At 66.6% G+C, this 14,742-nt stretch carries 15 protein-coding genes; 6 read left to right on the top strand and 9 right to left on the bottom strand.

The genetic code is table 11. The annotated features are described in order from the left end of the window. Nucleotide 1 precedes the first annotated feature (1 nt). The 3 genes from secD to CFB24_RS09860 all read right to left on the bottom strand — a co-directional run bounded on the left by secD (nucleotide 2) and on the right by CFB24_RS09860 (nucleotide 3,215). Entirely contained in the window at nucleotides 2–1,579 is a 1,578-nt protein-coding gene (gene secD / locus CFB24_RS09870; protein ID WP_088520428.1) for a protein translocase subunit SecD, read from the bottom strand. Between the two features lie 15 nt (nucleotides 1,580–1,594). Beyond that, a complete protein-coding gene (gene yajC, locus CFB24_RS09865) occupies nucleotides 1,595–2,065 on the bottom strand; it encodes a preprotein translocase subunit YajC (RefSeq protein ID WP_176440427.1) in 471 nt (156 codons plus the stop codon). A gap of 139 nt (nucleotides 2,066–2,204) precedes the next feature. Continuing rightward, complete coding sequence (locus tag CFB24_RS09860; protein WP_141098413.1) at nucleotides 2,205–3,215, bottom strand: hypothetical protein; 1,011 nt, start codon at nucleotides 3,213–3,215, stop codon at nucleotides 2,205–2,207. Nucleotides 3,216–3,281: 66 nt separating this feature from the next. Here CFB24_RS09860 and CFB24_RS09855 point away from each other — a divergent pair, with 66 nt between their 5' ends. Then, nucleotides 3,282–4,151, top strand: a complete 870-nt coding sequence (locus CFB24_RS09855; RefSeq protein WP_088520426.1) for an ATP-binding protein — start codon at nucleotides 3,282–3,284, stop codon at nucleotides 4,149–4,151. Here CFB24_RS09855 and CFB24_RS09850 read toward each other — a convergent pair whose 3' ends face one another. Beyond that, nucleotides 4,152–4,499, bottom strand: coding sequence for a hypothetical protein (locus CFB24_RS09850; RefSeq protein ID WP_141098412.1), 348 nt, complete (start codon nucleotides 4,497–4,499; stop codon nucleotides 4,152–4,154). It abuts the gene before it with no gap. A gap of 255 nt (nucleotides 4,500–4,754) precedes the next feature. Between CFB24_RS09850 and lexA the strand changes: the two genes are divergently transcribed. Continuing rightward, nucleotides 4,755–5,453, top strand: a complete 699-nt coding sequence (gene lexA, locus CFB24_RS09845) for a transcriptional repressor LexA (RefSeq protein WP_088520424.1) — start codon at nucleotides 4,755–4,757, stop codon at nucleotides 5,451–5,453. 187 nt (nucleotides 5,454–5,640) lie between these two features. Here the strand turns inward: lexA and CFB24_RS09840 are convergent, their stop codons facing one another. Both CFB24_RS09840 and CFB24_RS09835 read right to left on the bottom strand, forming a co-directional pair. Next, complete coding sequence (locus tag CFB24_RS09840; protein ID WP_141098411.1) at nucleotides 5,641–5,934, bottom strand: hypothetical protein; 294 nt, start codon at nucleotides 5,932–5,934, stop codon at nucleotides 5,641–5,643. Nucleotides 5,935–6,071: 137 nt separating this feature from the next. Next, nucleotides 6,072–6,485, bottom strand: coding sequence for a hypothetical protein (locus CFB24_RS09835; RefSeq protein ID WP_088520422.1), 414 nt, complete (start codon nucleotides 6,483–6,485; stop codon nucleotides 6,072–6,074). Between the two features lie 178 nt (nucleotides 6,486–6,663). Here CFB24_RS09835 and CFB24_RS09830 point away from each other — a divergent pair, with 178 nt between their 5' ends. After that, nucleotides 6,664–7,029: a hypothetical protein gene (locus tag CFB24_RS09830; protein ID WP_088520421.1), complete on the top strand. Its 366-nt coding sequence runs from the start codon at nucleotides 6,664–6,666 to the stop codon at nucleotides 7,027–7,029. A gap of 8 nt (nucleotides 7,030–7,037) precedes the next feature. Here CFB24_RS09830 and CFB24_RS09825 read toward each other — a convergent pair whose 3' ends face one another. Continuing rightward, a complete protein-coding gene (locus CFB24_RS09825) occupies nucleotides 7,038–9,260 on the bottom strand; it encodes a ComEC/Rec2 family competence protein (RefSeq protein ID WP_088520420.1) in 2,223 nt (740 codons plus the stop codon). Nucleotides 9,261–9,369: 109 nt separating this feature from the next. On the opposite strand from CFB24_RS09825, the gene gltX reads away from it, so the two are divergent. The 3 genes from gltX (at nucleotide 9,370) to CFB24_RS09810 (ending at nucleotide 12,836) form a co-directional block, all read left to right on the top strand. Continuing rightward, entirely contained in the window at nucleotides 9,370–10,803 is a 1,434-nt protein-coding gene (gltX, locus tag CFB24_RS09820) for a glutamate--tRNA ligase (protein WP_088520419.1), read from the top strand. 228 nt (nucleotides 10,804–11,031) lie between these two features. Beyond that, a complete protein-coding gene (gene gltA / locus CFB24_RS09815; protein ID WP_088520418.1) occupies nucleotides 11,032–12,321 on the top strand; it encodes a citrate synthase in 1,290 nt (429 codons plus the stop codon). Then, the gene (locus CFB24_RS09810) at nucleotides 12,318–12,836 is read left to right on the top strand and encodes a hypothetical protein (protein ID WP_088520417.1); all 519 of its coding nucleotides are present in this window, start codon (nucleotides 12,318–12,320) and stop codon (nucleotides 12,834–12,836) included. Before gltA ends, CFB24_RS09810 begins: the two co-directional genes overlap by 4 nt. 20 nt (nucleotides 12,837–12,856) lie before the next feature. Here CFB24_RS09810 and CFB24_RS09805 read toward each other — a convergent pair whose 3' ends face one another. Together CFB24_RS09805 and der are read right to left on the bottom strand one after the other, a co-directional pair. Then, complete coding sequence (locus CFB24_RS09805; RefSeq protein ID WP_088520416.1) at nucleotides 12,857–13,321, bottom strand: YaiI/YqxD family protein; 465 nt, start codon at nucleotides 13,319–13,321, stop codon at nucleotides 12,857–12,859. 11 nt (nucleotides 13,322–13,332) lie between these two features. Next, nucleotides 13,333–14,742 (bottom strand): ribosome biogenesis GTPase Der, encoded by a 1,410-nt coding sequence (der, locus tag CFB24_RS09800; protein ID WP_088520415.1) that lies wholly within the window; start codon nucleotides 14,740–14,742, stop codon nucleotides 13,333–13,335.

The following is a 14,742-nucleotide window of genomic DNA, read 5'->3' as shown; positions in this document are numbered from 1 at the left end:
GTTAAATCGGCAGCTTGGTCGGACGGCGATACTTGTACCACAGCGCAATCATCATGCGGGTCATGGTGACCGCGGTGATGATGGTGGTCAGGATGCCGAGCGCCAGCGAAACGGCGAAGCCGCGCACCGGACCGGAGCCGAGGAAGTAGAGGATCGCCGCCACCACGAACATGGTGACGTTGGAATCGACGATAGTGGCGAAGGCGCGGTTGAAGCCGGCGTCGAGCGCCGAAATGATCGACCGGCCCGCATGCGCCTCCTCGCGGATGCGCTCGTAGATCAGCACGTTCGAGTCCACCGCCATACCGATGGTGAGCACGATGCCCGCGATGCCCGGCAGGGTGAGGGTGGCGCGCAGCAGCACCAGCGCCGCGAAAATCATCGAAATGTGGATCAGCAAGGCGAGATTGGCGAAGACGCCGAACGTGCCATAGGTGATCAACATATAGAACACGACCAGACCGGCGGCCCAATAGGCGGCGCGCTTGCCGGCGTCGATCGAATCCTGGCCGAGGCCCGGCCCCACCGTGCGCTCCTCGACGATGGAGAGCTTGGCCGGCAGCGCGCCGGCGCGCAGCAGAATGGCGAGATTGTTGGCCTGCTCGACGCTGAAACGGCCGGAAATCTGGCCGGAGCCGCCGGTGATCGGGCCGAGAATGCGCGGCGCGGAAATCACCTTGTTGTCGAGCACGATGGCGAAGGGCCGTCCGACATTGGCCGAGGTGACCTCGCCGAACCGCTGTCCGCCGCGAATGTTGAAGCGGAAATTGACGACAGGCTCGCCGGTGCGCTGGTCGAAGCCGGGCTGGGCGTCGGTGAGATCCTCGCCGACCACCATCACCTGCTTTTCGACCGGCAATTTGCCGAGCTGTTCGGTCTGGTCGAGCTGGTCCACGTCGGCCGGATTATAGCCGGCGTCCGCCACAAGGCGGAATTCCAGCTTCGCCGTGGTGCCGACGATCTCCTTGAGGCGATTGGTGTCCTGCAAGCCAGGCACTTCCACCAGCACGCGGTCGTCGCCCTGGCGCTGGATGTTCGGCTCGGTGGTGCCGAGACCGTTGACGCGGCGGTTGAGCACTTCGATGGTCTGCTCCACCGCGCGCTTCACCTTGTTGTCGATGGCGACGTCGGTGATGTTAAGGCGCAGCAGGCCGTCCTCGTTGGAAATATCCAGCCCGGAGCCGGGCGCGGTGGCGCTGATCGGCACGAGATGCGCCAGCTTGACCCGGATTTTCTCGACATCATTGGGGTCGGCGAGGCGCGCCTGCACGCCGCGCGCATTCATGCCGATGCCGCCGGACACTCCGACTTTTTCCTCGCGCAGCGTGCGCCGCAGGTCGTCGCGCAGGTTCTGCACCATCGTCTTGACGACGTCGGCGCGATCCACTTCGTAAAGCAGATGGGCGCCGCCCTGCAGGTCGAGGCCGAGAACGATGGCGTTCGGCGGCATCCAGGACGGCATGACCTCGGCGAGTTTAGCCCGGTTGGCCGGTCCGATCATGCTTGGCGCGCAGATCAGCATGGCGATCAGCGTCGCAGAGAGGGTGAGGATGGTTTTCCAGAGGGGGAACCGCAGCATGATCGGTCAGAACTTTCAGGCTTTGTCCTTGGGCGGCTCGTTCGCGGCCGGAGCGTCCTGGGTCGGCTCGGGCTTGGCCGGCTCGATCTTGGCCGGCTCGGCCTTGACCGAATCCTTGCGGGCGTCCTTCTTGTTCTTGTTGGCCGGCTCATCCTTGACCGGTTCGCCCTTGGCGCGCACTTCCGCGATGCCGCCGCGCAACTGGCGGATGCGCACATTCGGCGCGATTTCGATTTCGATCTCCGCGTCGTCGGTGGCCTTGCTGACCCGGCCGATCAGGCCGCCATTGGTGATGACCGTGTCGCCGCGGCGGATATTGCTGACCATTTTCTCGTGCTGCTTGGCGCGCTGCTGCTGCGGCCGCAGGATGAGAAAATACATGATGAGCAGAATGATGCCGAAGGGAGCCATCTGAATCAGGATATCGGACCCGCTCGCGGCGGCGCCGCCGGCGGCCTGAGCATAGGCGGGGGTGACCAAAAACATTTGAACCTCTTCGGCTTGCGTTTTGGCGCGGACTATAACGCGCGGCAGAACGAAAGCAAGGAGAGCCGGGGCTCTGGATGCAGATACGGCGGCGGCGGAACGTCGCGCACGCCGCCCGCCGCGCCAAAACCGGCGGGATTCAACCGAACCGCACCGCCACTTGCTTGACGATGGGGGCGGAGCCGCCGACCCGCACGCCCTCGGCCAATTCCGCCGCGCCGAGGCCCTTGTCGATTCTCAGCCGCAGCCGCCCGTCCTTCGCCGGTCCATCGAGAACCGCGAGCGCGGCCAGCGCCTTGTCGAACATCAGCGCATAGGCGGCCCGATCGCTCAATGGCAGCCCCTTGGCGGCGAAAAGGTCGGCGCCGGAGCGGGCGAGATCGAGGATCAACCGCTGGTCAGCCCCCTGCCCGTCGACGCCCGCCGAAAACAAATCATCTTCGTTGCCGAGCAGCCTTTCGCCCTCAACCGCCACGGCAGCGACGAGACCGCCGCGCGCGAACGGGGAAGGCCGCGGCGAAAATGTCGACGGGCCTGCGGCCGCCGCGACCGGCGCCAACGTGAAAACCGCCGGGAAGAACAGGTCGATGCGCCCGCCGAGCCAGGCCAGCCATTGCGGCCGGCTCATGCCCGCCACGGCGAGAACGAATTGGCGCGCGTCCTTGTCGGTCAGGACGGGATTGCGCGGGGCCAGCGCCTTCGCCAGCAGGGCCTTGGCGCGGTCGCGCCACAGCGCCGCCTGCGCGTCGAGACTTGCGGCGCTCCATTCAAGGCGCAGCCGGGTCGGGTCGGGCCGAGTCGGGCCGATCGAGGACACGAGCGTGAGTCCCTCCCCCGGCGCGCGCGCCGGGGCCGGCGACGGATCGAGTCGCGGCAGGGCGGCGGCGACCGCCGAGGATTGTTCGGCGCGGCGCAATTTGGCGGTCACCCCCGCCGCATCGGCGGCGACGTCGCCGACCAGCGAATCGGGGAACAGCCGGCGCAGGTTGTCGCCGAGGCGCCGGCCGAACAGGGCGCGCAGACGATTCTCGTCGATCTCGAAGGTGATGTCGGCGGTCTGACGCGGCGTTTGCGCCGCGGCGGGCGCAGCGAAGCCGGCGACGCCGAGCAGCAGGCGGCGGCGGTCGAGCCAGGGGGAGTGAGCGGCCATCGTCGTATAATAGCCCAGAATCGGGAAAAAGTTGAGATTGCGCCGCAAAGGGGGCATAGACCGGATATGACCGATCCCACCCCCGCCCTGCTTCTGCGCATCGCCGAAGCGCTCGAACGGCTGTCGCCGCCGCCGCCGCAAAAACCCGATTTCGACTCCGCCCAGGCGTTCGTCTGGCGCGCGGAGACGCAAAGCCTGTCGCCGATCAAGAAGGTGAGCCGGGTCGAGCTGGCGCTGCTGCGCGGCGTCGATCAGGCCCGCGACCAGCTGCTGGGCAACACCGAGCGTTTCGCGCGCGGGCTTCCGGCCAATAATGTGCTGCTGTGGGGCGCGCGCGGCATGGGCAAGTCGTCGCTGGTCAAGGCGGCGCACGCCGAGGTTGACGCCCGGCTCGCCGGCGCGGCCGGCGCTCCCGGACTGAAGCTGATCGAGATCCACCGCGAGGACATTGAAACGCTGCCCGGCCTGATGGCCTTGCTGCGGGGGGATGCGCATCGCTTCATCGTGTTCTGCGACGACCTGTCGTTCGACAGCGGCGACGCCTCGTATAAATCGCTGAAGGCGGCGCTCGAGGGCGGCGTCGAGGGGCGGCCGGACAATGTGCTGTTCTACGCCACCTCCAACCGTCGCCATCTGCTGCCGCGCGAGATGATGGATAACGAGCGCGCCACCGCGATCAACCCCGGCGAGGCCACGGAAGAAAAGGTCTCGCTGTCCGACCGCTTCGGGCTGTGGCTCGGGTTCCACAAGTGCAATCAGGACGATTATCTCGACATGGTGCTCGGCTATGTCGCGCGATTCGGCCTCGAAGCCCCGGCCGAACAGGTGCGCGCCGAGGCGCTCGAATGGGCGATCACGCGCGGGTCGCGCTCCGGCCGCGCCGCCTATCAGTATATTCAGGACCTGGCTGGTCGGCTCGGCAAGACGCTGGGCTGATCACGTCTGCTGCTGCATCGCGGCGAGTCGCGCCAGCAGGCTGGAGCCGTTGCGCGCCCGCTCGCGGCGCAAGGTCTGCAACGCCGCTTGGCCGCGTTGACGCAACGCCGCGAGAACATCGTCTTGCACGCCGGCGGCGGACTCTGACAAGTGCCGGGCCTCTTCGGCGCTCGCGCCCAACTCGCGCAGCAGACTTTCGTAAACAGTCTTCAGGCCGAGTATCTCGCCCGGCCCGGCTTCCAGGCGCGTCTTCAACGCGACCGCCTCGGCGAGACGCGCCTTGACCCGCTCGCGATGGCGTCTCTGTTTTTCCGCGCCGCTCAACGGCTTTTCGCCCAATCTGCGCATGATGTCCTCACCTTGCGCATCGCAAGACTCAACGGCGAAAGAGTCAATACAACCGTTGGATTGATACAGTTGGGTCATTAGGGTTACGTTTCAGTTACGCGGGGCGCGCGTCTTTACCGCTTTTCAACATTTTTCTTGCGGAACCAAGAGAGAACAGATATCGTTCGTTCATGATTTGTTTAAGCGATTCTCGTCGGGCGCACAGATAGAAGCGCCTGCGGGAGGCGATCGGTTCGACCGTTTTCGAGGGTGTTCATGCTCACCAAAAAGCAAAGCGAGTTGTTGCGCTTCATCAACCAGCGGCTCAAGGAGAGCGGGGTGCCACCGTCCTTCGACGAGATGAAGGACGCGCTTGATCTGCGCTCCAAGTCCGGCATTCACCGATTGATCATGGCGCTGGAGGAACGCGGCTTCATCCGCCGCCTGCCCAACCGCGCCCGCGCGCTGGAAGTGTTGCGCCTGCCGGAATCCTCGACGCCTTCGACGCCGCGCGCGAAATTCGAGCCGAGCGTCATTCCCGGCAATCTCGGCAAGGTCCGCCCCCTTCAGGCAGGCGAGGAGGCCGAGCGGAGCAATGTCGCCATTCCCGTGATGGGCCGCATCGCCGCGGGCACGCCGATTTCCGCGTTGCAGACCCGTTCCCATTCGATTTCGCTGCCGCCCGACCTGCTCGGCAATGGCGAACATTACGCCTTGGAGGTGCGCGGCGATTCGATGATCGAGGCCGGCATTCTCGACGGCGACACAGTCGTCATCAAGAAGCAGGACACCGCCGAATCCGGCGACATCGTGGTGGCGCTGATCGACGAGGAGGAGGCCACGTTGAAACGCCTGCGCAAGCGCGGCGCCTCCATTGCGCTGGAAGCCGCCAATCCCGCTTACGAGACGCGCATCTTCGGGCCTGACCGGGTGGCCATCCAGGGCCGGTTGGTCAGTCTGGTGCGGAAATATTGAGCGCGTCCGAGGGGGCGAGGTAAGCTGCGGCGCTCATGCGGCGACTGGTTGTCTCAAAGGGGCGCTCATGGGCGCCAAAAGTCTCCAGAACATCGCCGGGATGCCCGAACGATGAGCGAAGCCCGACGACTTTCGTCGGAACTGCGCCCGCCCTTCGGGTGAACAAACGGCGAAACGGCGTTTCGCCTCAGGGCCGCCGCGTCGCGCTGGCGTGCAGGACCGCGAGGCCCGAGGCCATGGCGACGACGCATAGAGACATGAACAGCTGAAACGGCCAAGCGCCGGGAACGCTGAAGGGCAGACCGCCGGGAAATCCGAACCGGAAGGCGTCCGCGCCCTCGGCGCGGCCGGTTTCGCGGAGTTTGACGTTCAGGCGCGCCAGCGCCGCTTCGGCGGCTTCGCGCTCTCCGTTGGTGACGGCGCCGCGTCGCAGCGCGTCAACCTTGCGCAAGCGCTCCCGCAATTGTTGTTCACGTCTCATAGCTAGGCCTCCGCAGGTGAGATGAGGCCACGGCGGGATCGCGCCGTCAATCCTTTTCGCCTACCCGACTTTTACGCATGGAACTCGGATGCGAACGTCCGTGACCAACGCGCGGGGACAGCGGTCGTTCTAGTGGTTCAGGCGGCGGCCCGGCTGTCTTCGGCGTGCAGCAGGACCTGGATGTGCCGACACTGCCGCACGATGTCGAGCGCCTCGGGCGCGACGGCGGCGCAAGCGGGATCGCGCGCGAACATTTTGAGCGTTGCGATCTCCTCTTCGTCGAAGATCACGTCGCGCAGGTCGAGACCGACGAAATCCTGCTCGATCACGACGCCATTGTAGCGGGCGGCCAGCCGCTCGCAGAATTCGACGGCGGCGCGAACCAACGGCTCCCAGGCCCCGGCGAGCGCCGGCGGCAGGTTTTTTCGCGCCTGGAAATAAGCGTCGGCGTTCGCGCTGATCCGGTCGAGCAGGTCGCAGGCGCGCGGGATCATCCGCAAATCGTCAAGAATATAATCGGCGAGATAAACGATTACGCTTCGGCCCGGCATTTTCGCCCTCTAAATAATCTTGGCCGTGGCCTTACAGAAATGCGCCCGGCGCGGCAAGTTGACCAATGGTCCATGCTCGGCGGCGACTTCTTTTCATCACAATCGGGGTCTAGGGACGCGCCGCACTTCCCATACATCGCCAGTCTCACTCCTCACGCTTGCACGAGGCCTTTCGCGCATGAAGTCGAAGTCTGTCCTGCCCGCCGCTTTGCTGCTGTTCGCCTGTTCCTCCGCTTATTCCTCCGCGTGGGCGAGCGACGCCTATGACGGCCAATGGTCGGTCCAACTCGTTACGGTGAAGGGCGACTGCGACCGGTCCCTGTCCTGGGATGTCGCTGTCGCGTCGGGCCGCATCGCCGAAAACGGCCTGTTCGGCCAAGCCGCCGGTCAGGTCGATTCGCGCGGACGGGTGCGTCTCCAGGTTCTCAGCGGCGCCGACCGGGTGTCGGCGACCGGCGCGCTGCGCGGCGCTTCCGGCGGCGGGGCCTGGACATGGCCCAACCGCGCCTGTTCCGGCCGATGGAGCGCCTCCCGGAAGGCCTGAGCCGCGCCTCAGTCGCCGGACACGTCGTCGTCCTCGGCCTTGGGCTTGCTGACGGCGACCCGGCGCGGCGCCGGCGCGCGCGACCAGGGACGATCCTCGCCCGGCGCGCGCGCCGTCCGCCATGTCACGCTTTCGCCGTCAAAGCGCAGCGCCACCGCGCCGGTTTCCGCGAGCTTGCCCCGGTCGATCACCAGCGGGGCGGCGCACCATCCCGGCGCATGCAGCGGCGAAATGACGATTTTCGCGCGCGCGCAATCTTCGTGAAACGCCTCCGCCTCCAGCACAAGCGCCACCGGCGCGCCGGTCTGCGCGACGGCCGTGCAGCCGAGCGCGTCGCAGCGGCCGGCCGCCTCCGGCTTGTCGCGGTTGTCGGCGTCCGCGCGCAGCCATTGCTCGGCGGCGAAAGCGTTCCTGTGGCGCCCCAGAACGGCCAACGCGCCGGATGCGTCGCGCAGGGCGGCGCTGTCGCCGCCGGGCCCCACGACGAGGTCGAACCGCTCGCCGCTTGCCGCGCCGGCCAGCCCCAGCGCCAGCAGCGGGATCGCCATGAGCCGCAGACTCAGGCTGCGCCAAAGCAGCGCCGACAGCACCGCCAGCGTGAGAAAGACGATGGCCCAGGGCGCGAAGGCGGGCAGCGCGACATTGGCCGCCGGCGCCGAGCCGATCCAGCGCGCCAGCCGCATGATCGTCTCGATGCCCAGGCCGAGCCAGGCCCAGACCGGCCCGTCGAGGCCGATGGCCGAAAGCGCGGCTCCGAGCAGCGCCGCCGGCACGGCGAAAAACTCGATCAGCGCCAGCGTCAATGGATTGCCGATCAGCACGTAGGGGCTGAGTTCGTGGAAATCATAGGCCATGAACGAGGCCGTGGCGGAGGTGGCGCAGAAGGTGGCGAACAGGGCGCCGCCAATCCCGGAATGAACAAAGCCTGTCTGACCAGCGCCAGAGCCGGCCCGCCCGCGCCCGCCCCGGCGCGCGCCCGCTTCCGCCGCAGACGCAATCCGCGCGCGCATCCGCCCTTCGTAAACCGCCACCAGCGCCGCCACCGCCGCGAAAGACAGTTGGAAACTGGCGCCAAGCAAGGCTTCGGGTTCGGTGACGATCACCGCCAGCGCGGCCAAGGCGAGATTGCGCATAGTCAGGGCCGGACGGTCGGCCAGCACGGCGCCAAGCAGAATCAGCGTCATGTAAAGCGCGCGTTCCGAGCCGACGCGCGAGCCCGTGAACAGGGCGTAGCCGCAGGCGCCGGCCATGGCCAGCGCCGCCGCCCATTTCTTGATCGGATAGTTCAGCGCCAGCGCGGGAACGAGCGCCAGCGCCGCGCGAAAGCCGACGAAGAAAATGCCGGCGACCAGGGTCATCTGCACGCCGGATATGGTGATGATATGAAAAATCCCGGCGCGGCGAATGACCTCCCGCGCCTCGTCGGAGAGAAAATCGCGTTTGCCCGTCACCATGGCCGCGGCGATCGCGCCATTGTCGCCGCCGATCGCCCGGTTGACGCGCAGCGCCAGCGTGTTGCGGGCCCGGTCGATGGCCGCGAAAAGCCGCAGGCTGAGGGAGGCCGGCTGGGGCGGGTCGATTTTCTCCGCAGCGCCGAGAACGCCGCCGACGCCGCCGATGCGGGCGAAATAGGCGTCGCGCGCGAAATCGTAGCCGCCCGGCAAGGCGGCGCGGGCGGGCGGCAGCGCGCGCGCCTTGGCGGCGATGAAATCCCCGGCGGCGAAGGGCGGCGGGCCGCGCGTCGTGAGGCGCAGGCGAAACGGCGGCGCGCCCAGCTTCTCCATTTCCGACACGCGCAGCACGAAGCGCGCCCCGGTCTGGCGGTAATCCACCTCCTCGACGAAGCCGGTGACCATGCCGATGAACAGGCGCGGCAACACCGGCGCGTCCACATGGGCGATGCGCCAGCTCGCCAGGATTTCCCCGGCGAAAAAGGCTGAGAGCGCGACCAGAGCCGCCATCAACGCGCGCCGGTCGCGCACCAAAAAGGCGGCGAGGCCGAACAGAGCCGCCAGCGGGGCGACGATCCAGACGGCGGGGTCGGTCGCTGCGAGCAGGTTGACGATCACGCCCGCGCCGGCGCAGACCGGCAGCCAGAGAAACAGGCGCCGTTCGCTCCACTCCTGCTCGAAGGCGTCGGCGATTCGCGCGCGGGCCGCGCGCCAGAGGCCGCGCGCCGCAAATCGCGACGGCGAACGCGACGCCCCGGCGGCGGGGGCGGCGACCGTCAATTCTCCCGCTTCAACCGTACTTGGCCCCTTTTTTTGCGCATTTGCCTCATGCTAGGAGGGACAAGCGCGCCGCGACACCAACCGGGCGCGCGAAATTGAAGGTTTTTTCATGTCCGAGATGATCACGCGCTTCGCCCCCTCGCCCACCGGCTACCTGCACATCGGCGGCGCGCGCACCGCTTTGTTCAACTGGCTGCTGGCGCGCCAGAACGGCGGAAAAATGCTGCTGCGCATTGAGGACACCGACCGCGAACGATCGACCGAACCCGCCATCGCCGCGATACTCGACGGCATGAAATGGCTCGGCCTCGATTGGGACGGCGAGACGATCTATCAGTTCGCCCGCGCCGACCGCCACCGGGCGGTTGCGGAGGAGATGCTCGCCAAGGGCGCCGCCTACAAATGCTACGCCTCGCAGCAGGAACTGGAGGCGATGCGCGAACTCGCCCGCAAGGAAGGCCGGCCGCCGCGCTATGACGGGCGCTGGCGCGACCTGGGCGGCACGCAGGCCGAAGCCGACGCGCTGGCCGAAGGGCGCAAACCCGTGGTGCGGCTGAAGGCGCCCCGCGAGGGCGAGACCGTGATTCAGGACAAGGTGCAGGGCGAAGTTCGCTTCCCCAACAAGGATTTGGACGATCTCATCCTTCTGCGCTCCGACGGCACGCCGACCTATATGCTGGCGGTTGTGGTCGACGATCACGACATGGGCGTCACGCAGATCATTCGCGGCGACGACCATCTCACCAACGCCGCGCGCCAGACCCACATTTATCAGGCCATGGGCTGGGATGTGCCGGCATTCGCCCATATTCCGCTGATTCACGGGGCGGACGGCGCCAAATTGTCCAAGCGCCATGGCGCGCTCGGCGTCGACGCCTACCGCGCCATGGGCTATCTGCCGGAGGCGCTGCGCAATTATCTGGCGCGGCTCGGCTGGAGCCAGGGCGACCGCGAATTCTTCTCCACGCAGGAACTGATCGAAGCCTTTTCGCTCGACCAGGTGCATCGCTCGCCGGCGCGATTCGACTACGCCAAGCTCGAAAACATGAACGGCCAATATATGCGCGGGACTCCCGACGACAAATTGCTGGCCGTTTTCCTCGACACCCTGCCCTATCTGCCGAATGGCGAAGCGATGGCCGCGCGGATCGACGACGCCAAGAAGGCGCAGTTGCTGCGCGCCATGGCCGGTCTCAAGGAGCGCGCCAAGACCCTGATCGAACTGGCGGATGGCGCCAGCTTCCTGTTCGCGCAACGTCCGCTCGCCTATGACGCCAAGGCGAGCGAAATCCTCAAGCCCGAAGCCAAGGCGCATCTCGCCGCGCTGGCGCCGAAGCTCGAGGCGCTGCCGGACTGGACCGCGCACGCCGCCGAGGAGGTGGTGCGCGCCTATGTCGCGGAGACCGGCGCCAAGCTCGGCCAGATCGCCCAGCCGCTGCGCGCGGCGCTGACCGGGCGGGGCACTTCACCAGGTATTTTCGACGTTTTGGAGACGCTTGGGCGCGACGAGGCGCTGGGGCGGATCCGCGACGCGGCCGCCTGAGCTTTTGGCCGGGGCGGATGACCTGGCGGCGCCGCGCGTTGCGGCGCCCCATTGGTCTAGGGTGCGTCATCTTGCCCCAAGCGCGCAACTGGGCTAACCAGAGCAGCGCACAGAATGACGCGGCTCTACCGTCCAAGCCCTCCCGACGAACGCGAATGGGAATAAGGCTCGCCCGGGGCGCTCCCCGAACGGCAGACGCGGACGTGGAACTTGCAAAGGGGCGATGTCATGGGCGATACAGCACAATTCTCGGTCGACGGTAAGGTCGTCGACATGCCGATCAAGCACGGATCGGTTGGTCCGGCCGTTGCCGATATCGGCAAGCTCTATGCGCAGACCGGAATGTTTACTTACGATCCGGGCTTCACCTCGACCGCCTCTTGCGAATCGAAGATCACCTATATCGACGGCGACGAAGGCGTGCTGCTCTATCGCGGCTATCCGATCGAACAGCTCGCCGAAGGCGGCGATTTCATGGAGACCTGCTACCTGCTGCTGAACGGCGAACTGCCGACTCCGGCGCAGAAGGCGGAATTCGATTACCGCATCTCGCGCCACACCATGGTGCATGAGCAGATGGCCCGGTTCTACCAGGGCTTCCGCCGCGACGCCCATCCGATGGCGGTCATGGTGGCCTGCATCGGCGCGCTTTCGGCCTTCTATCACGACTCGATCGACATCACCGATCCGGTGCAGCGTCAGGTCGCGACCGTCCGCATCATCGCGAAGATCCCGACCATCGCGGCCATGGCCTACAAGTACAATATCGGCCAGCCCTTCATGTTCCCGAAGAACGACCTCGACTATACGTCGAACTTCCTGCGCATGTGCTTCGGCGTGCCGTGCGAGGAATACAAGGTCAATCCGGTGCTCTCGCGCGCGCTCGACCGCATCTTCATCCTGCACGCCGATCACGAGCAGAACGCCTCGACCTCCACGGTCCGTCTGGCCGGCTCCTCGGGCGCGAATCCCTTCGCCTGCATCGCCGCCGGCATCGCCTGCCTGTGGGGTCCCGCCCATGGCGGCGCCAATGAAGCCGCGCTGAAGATGCTGACCGAGATCGGCCACGTCGACAATATTCCCAAGTTCATCGCCAAGGCCAAGGACAAGAACGATCCGTTCCGCCTGATGGGTTTCGGCCACCGCGTTTACAAGAACTACGATCCCCGCGCGAAACTGATGGCCAAGACTTGCCATGAGGTTCTGGGCGAGCTCGGCATCAAGGACGATCCCCTGCTCGACGTCGCCGTGGAATTGGAGCGCATCGCGCTTCACGACGACTATTTCATCGAGAAGAAGCTCTATCCGAATATCGACTTCTACTCGGGCATCACGCTCAAGGCGATGGGCTTCCCGGTCTCGATGTTCACCGTGCTGTTCGCGCTGGCCCGCACCGTCGGCTGGATCGCGCAGTGGAAGGAAATGATCGAGGATCCGCACCAGAAGATCGGCCGTCCGCGCCAGCTCTATACCGGCGAACCGTGCCGCCAATACGTGAAGATCTCTTCGCGCGGATGAAGACCCGCGCCGCCGCTCTCGCCGCCCTCGTCCTGTTTCAGGCCGGGGGCGGTCCCGTTCTCGCCCAGGGGCAGTCGATTGAGGAAAGCGGCGCGCTCGACCGCCGCGCACCCGCCGCCGAAGTGGACGACCGCGCGTTCGATTGCCCGGCCTTCAAGGCGGTGATCGCCGCAGCCCCTGACGGATTCGCCGCATTGCGCGGCGGCGTCGCGCGCGAGGAGGACGCGCTCACGGCTTACGCCGTGCCGGCGCCGCTGTTTGGAAGCTGCGAAATTCTCGACAAGAAGAAGATCGCCGAAGTGTCCTACGCCTGTCAGGCGGAAAAGCTGGATCTCGCCGACATCAAGGCGACGTTGGACTCCTGCCTGGGCGAAAGCGCACAGCGCTACGCCGCCAACGAAAACCCGAACGCGCCGTTCCTGCGCTACAACGTACCGGCGGCGGGGCGGCTGGCGCGCATCATGGCGCTGAAAACTTTTGGCAAGGTGACGCTGGCGGTGTTCAATCCGCGCTGACGCCGCAACCGGGTCGCTGTTCAGCCCGGCGCCATCCGCTTGCGCGCCTGCTGCACGCAACGCTCCAGCGCCGACAGAAAGGCCGAGCGGTCGCGCGGCGAAAAGCCCTTGGGGCCGCCCGTAACCTCGCCGCTGGACCGCAAGTCGTCCATCAGATTGCGCATCGCCAGCGCCATGCCGATCGACGAATCGTCGAAAATCTTGCCGTTCGGCGCCAGCACGAAGGCGCCGGCCTTGACGCAGCGGGCGGCCAGCGGAATGTCGGCGGTGACGACGATTTTGCGCGCGTCGGCGCGCTCGGCGATCCAGTCGTCGGCGACGTCCGGCCCTTGTGGAACCAGCACGCGCTCGATCATCGGGTGGCGAGGCGCCTGAAACAGGCGGTTGGCGACCAGGAACACTTTGAGGCCGTGCCGCGCCGCGACCTTGTAACACTCGTCCTTGACCGGACAGGCGTCGGCGTCGACGAAAAGCTCCAGCTCCATGGGCTGCGCCGTTACCGCCGCTTTTTCTTGGCGTAGGGATTATCGCCCTGTTTCAGCGTCATGCGAATCGGCGTTCCCGGCAGGGCGAAGGTCTGGCGCAGGCCGTTGGTCAGGAAGCGGCGATAGGAGTCCGGCAATTCGTCGAGCTGGTTGCCGAAAATGACGAAATGCGGCGGCCGGGCCTTGGGCTGGGTGATGTAGCGAATCTTGATGCGACGTCCCGCGACCGCCGGGGGCGGATTCTGGTCGATCACCCCTTCCAGCCAGCGGTTGAGGCGCGAGGTGGAGAGACGCTTGTTCCAGACCTCATGCGCCGAAATCACCGCGCCCATCAGCGCGTCGAGACCGGCGCCATGCACGCCTGACACCGGCATCACCAGCGCGCCGCGCACCTGCGGCAGCAGTCGCGCCGCCTCCTCGCGCAGGGCGACGATGTGCGCCTTGTCCTCGATCAGGTCCCATTTGTTAAGGCCGATCACAAGGGCGCGCCCTTCGCGCGCCACCAGATCGACGATGGTGAGATCCTGCTTTTCAAAGGGAATTGTGGCGTCGAGCAGCACCACCACCACTTCGGCGAAACGAATGGCGCGCAAAGTGTCGGCGGCGGCGAGCTTTTCGAGCTTTTCCTCGACCTTGGCGCGCTTGCGCAGGCCGGCGGTGTCGAAAATCTTCAAGCGCCGCTCGGCGTCCCTGCCGCGCCAGAGATAATCGACGCTGATGGAATCGCGGGTGATGCCGGCCTCCGGGCCGGTCAGCAGCCGATCCTCGCCGAGCAGGCGGTTGATCAGGGTGGACTTGCCGGCGTTGGGGCGCCCCACCACGGCGATGCGCAGCGGTTTGGTGGGGTCGAGTTCGCTGCCCTCCTCGTCGTCGGCCAGCACCAGCCTTTCGCGGCGCTCGTCATCGTCGTCGGCGAGTTGCGTCGCTTCCGGCAAGGCGGTGAGCAGGCAGGAGAACAGCTCCGCAAAACCGTCGCCGTGCTCGGCGGAGAGCGCGACGGGGTCGCCGAGGCCGAGATCGAAGCCTTCATAGGCGCCGGCTTCGCCCACGCGCCCTTCCGCCTTGTTGGCGAGCAGGATCACCGGCTTGCCGGCGCGGCGCACCAATGAGGCGAAATGGCGGTCCTCCGGGGTCGCGCCGGCGCGGGCGTCCATCACGAAGAAGATGGCGTCGGCCTCCTCGATGGCGGCCTCGGTCTGGGCGCGCATACGGCCCGTCAGCGAGGCGGAATCGCCCTCCTCCAACCCGGCCGTGTCGATCACGGTGAAATTCAGGTCGCCGAGCCTGGCCTCTCCGGCGCGGCGGTCGCGGGTCACGCCGGGCTGGTCATCGACCAGCGCGAGCTTTTTCCCGACCAGCCGGTTGAACAGAGTGGACTTGCCGACATTGGGGCGGCCGATGATGGCGACTGTGAAACTCAT

This window comes from Rhodoblastus acidophilus, assembly GCF_900187365.1.
In the GTDB taxonomy this organism is placed as follows: Bacteria; Pseudomonadota; Alphaproteobacteria; order Rhizobiales; family Beijerinckiaceae; genus Rhodoblastus; species Rhodoblastus acidophilus.
This window is presented reverse-complemented; position numbering and strand designations above follow the sequence as displayed.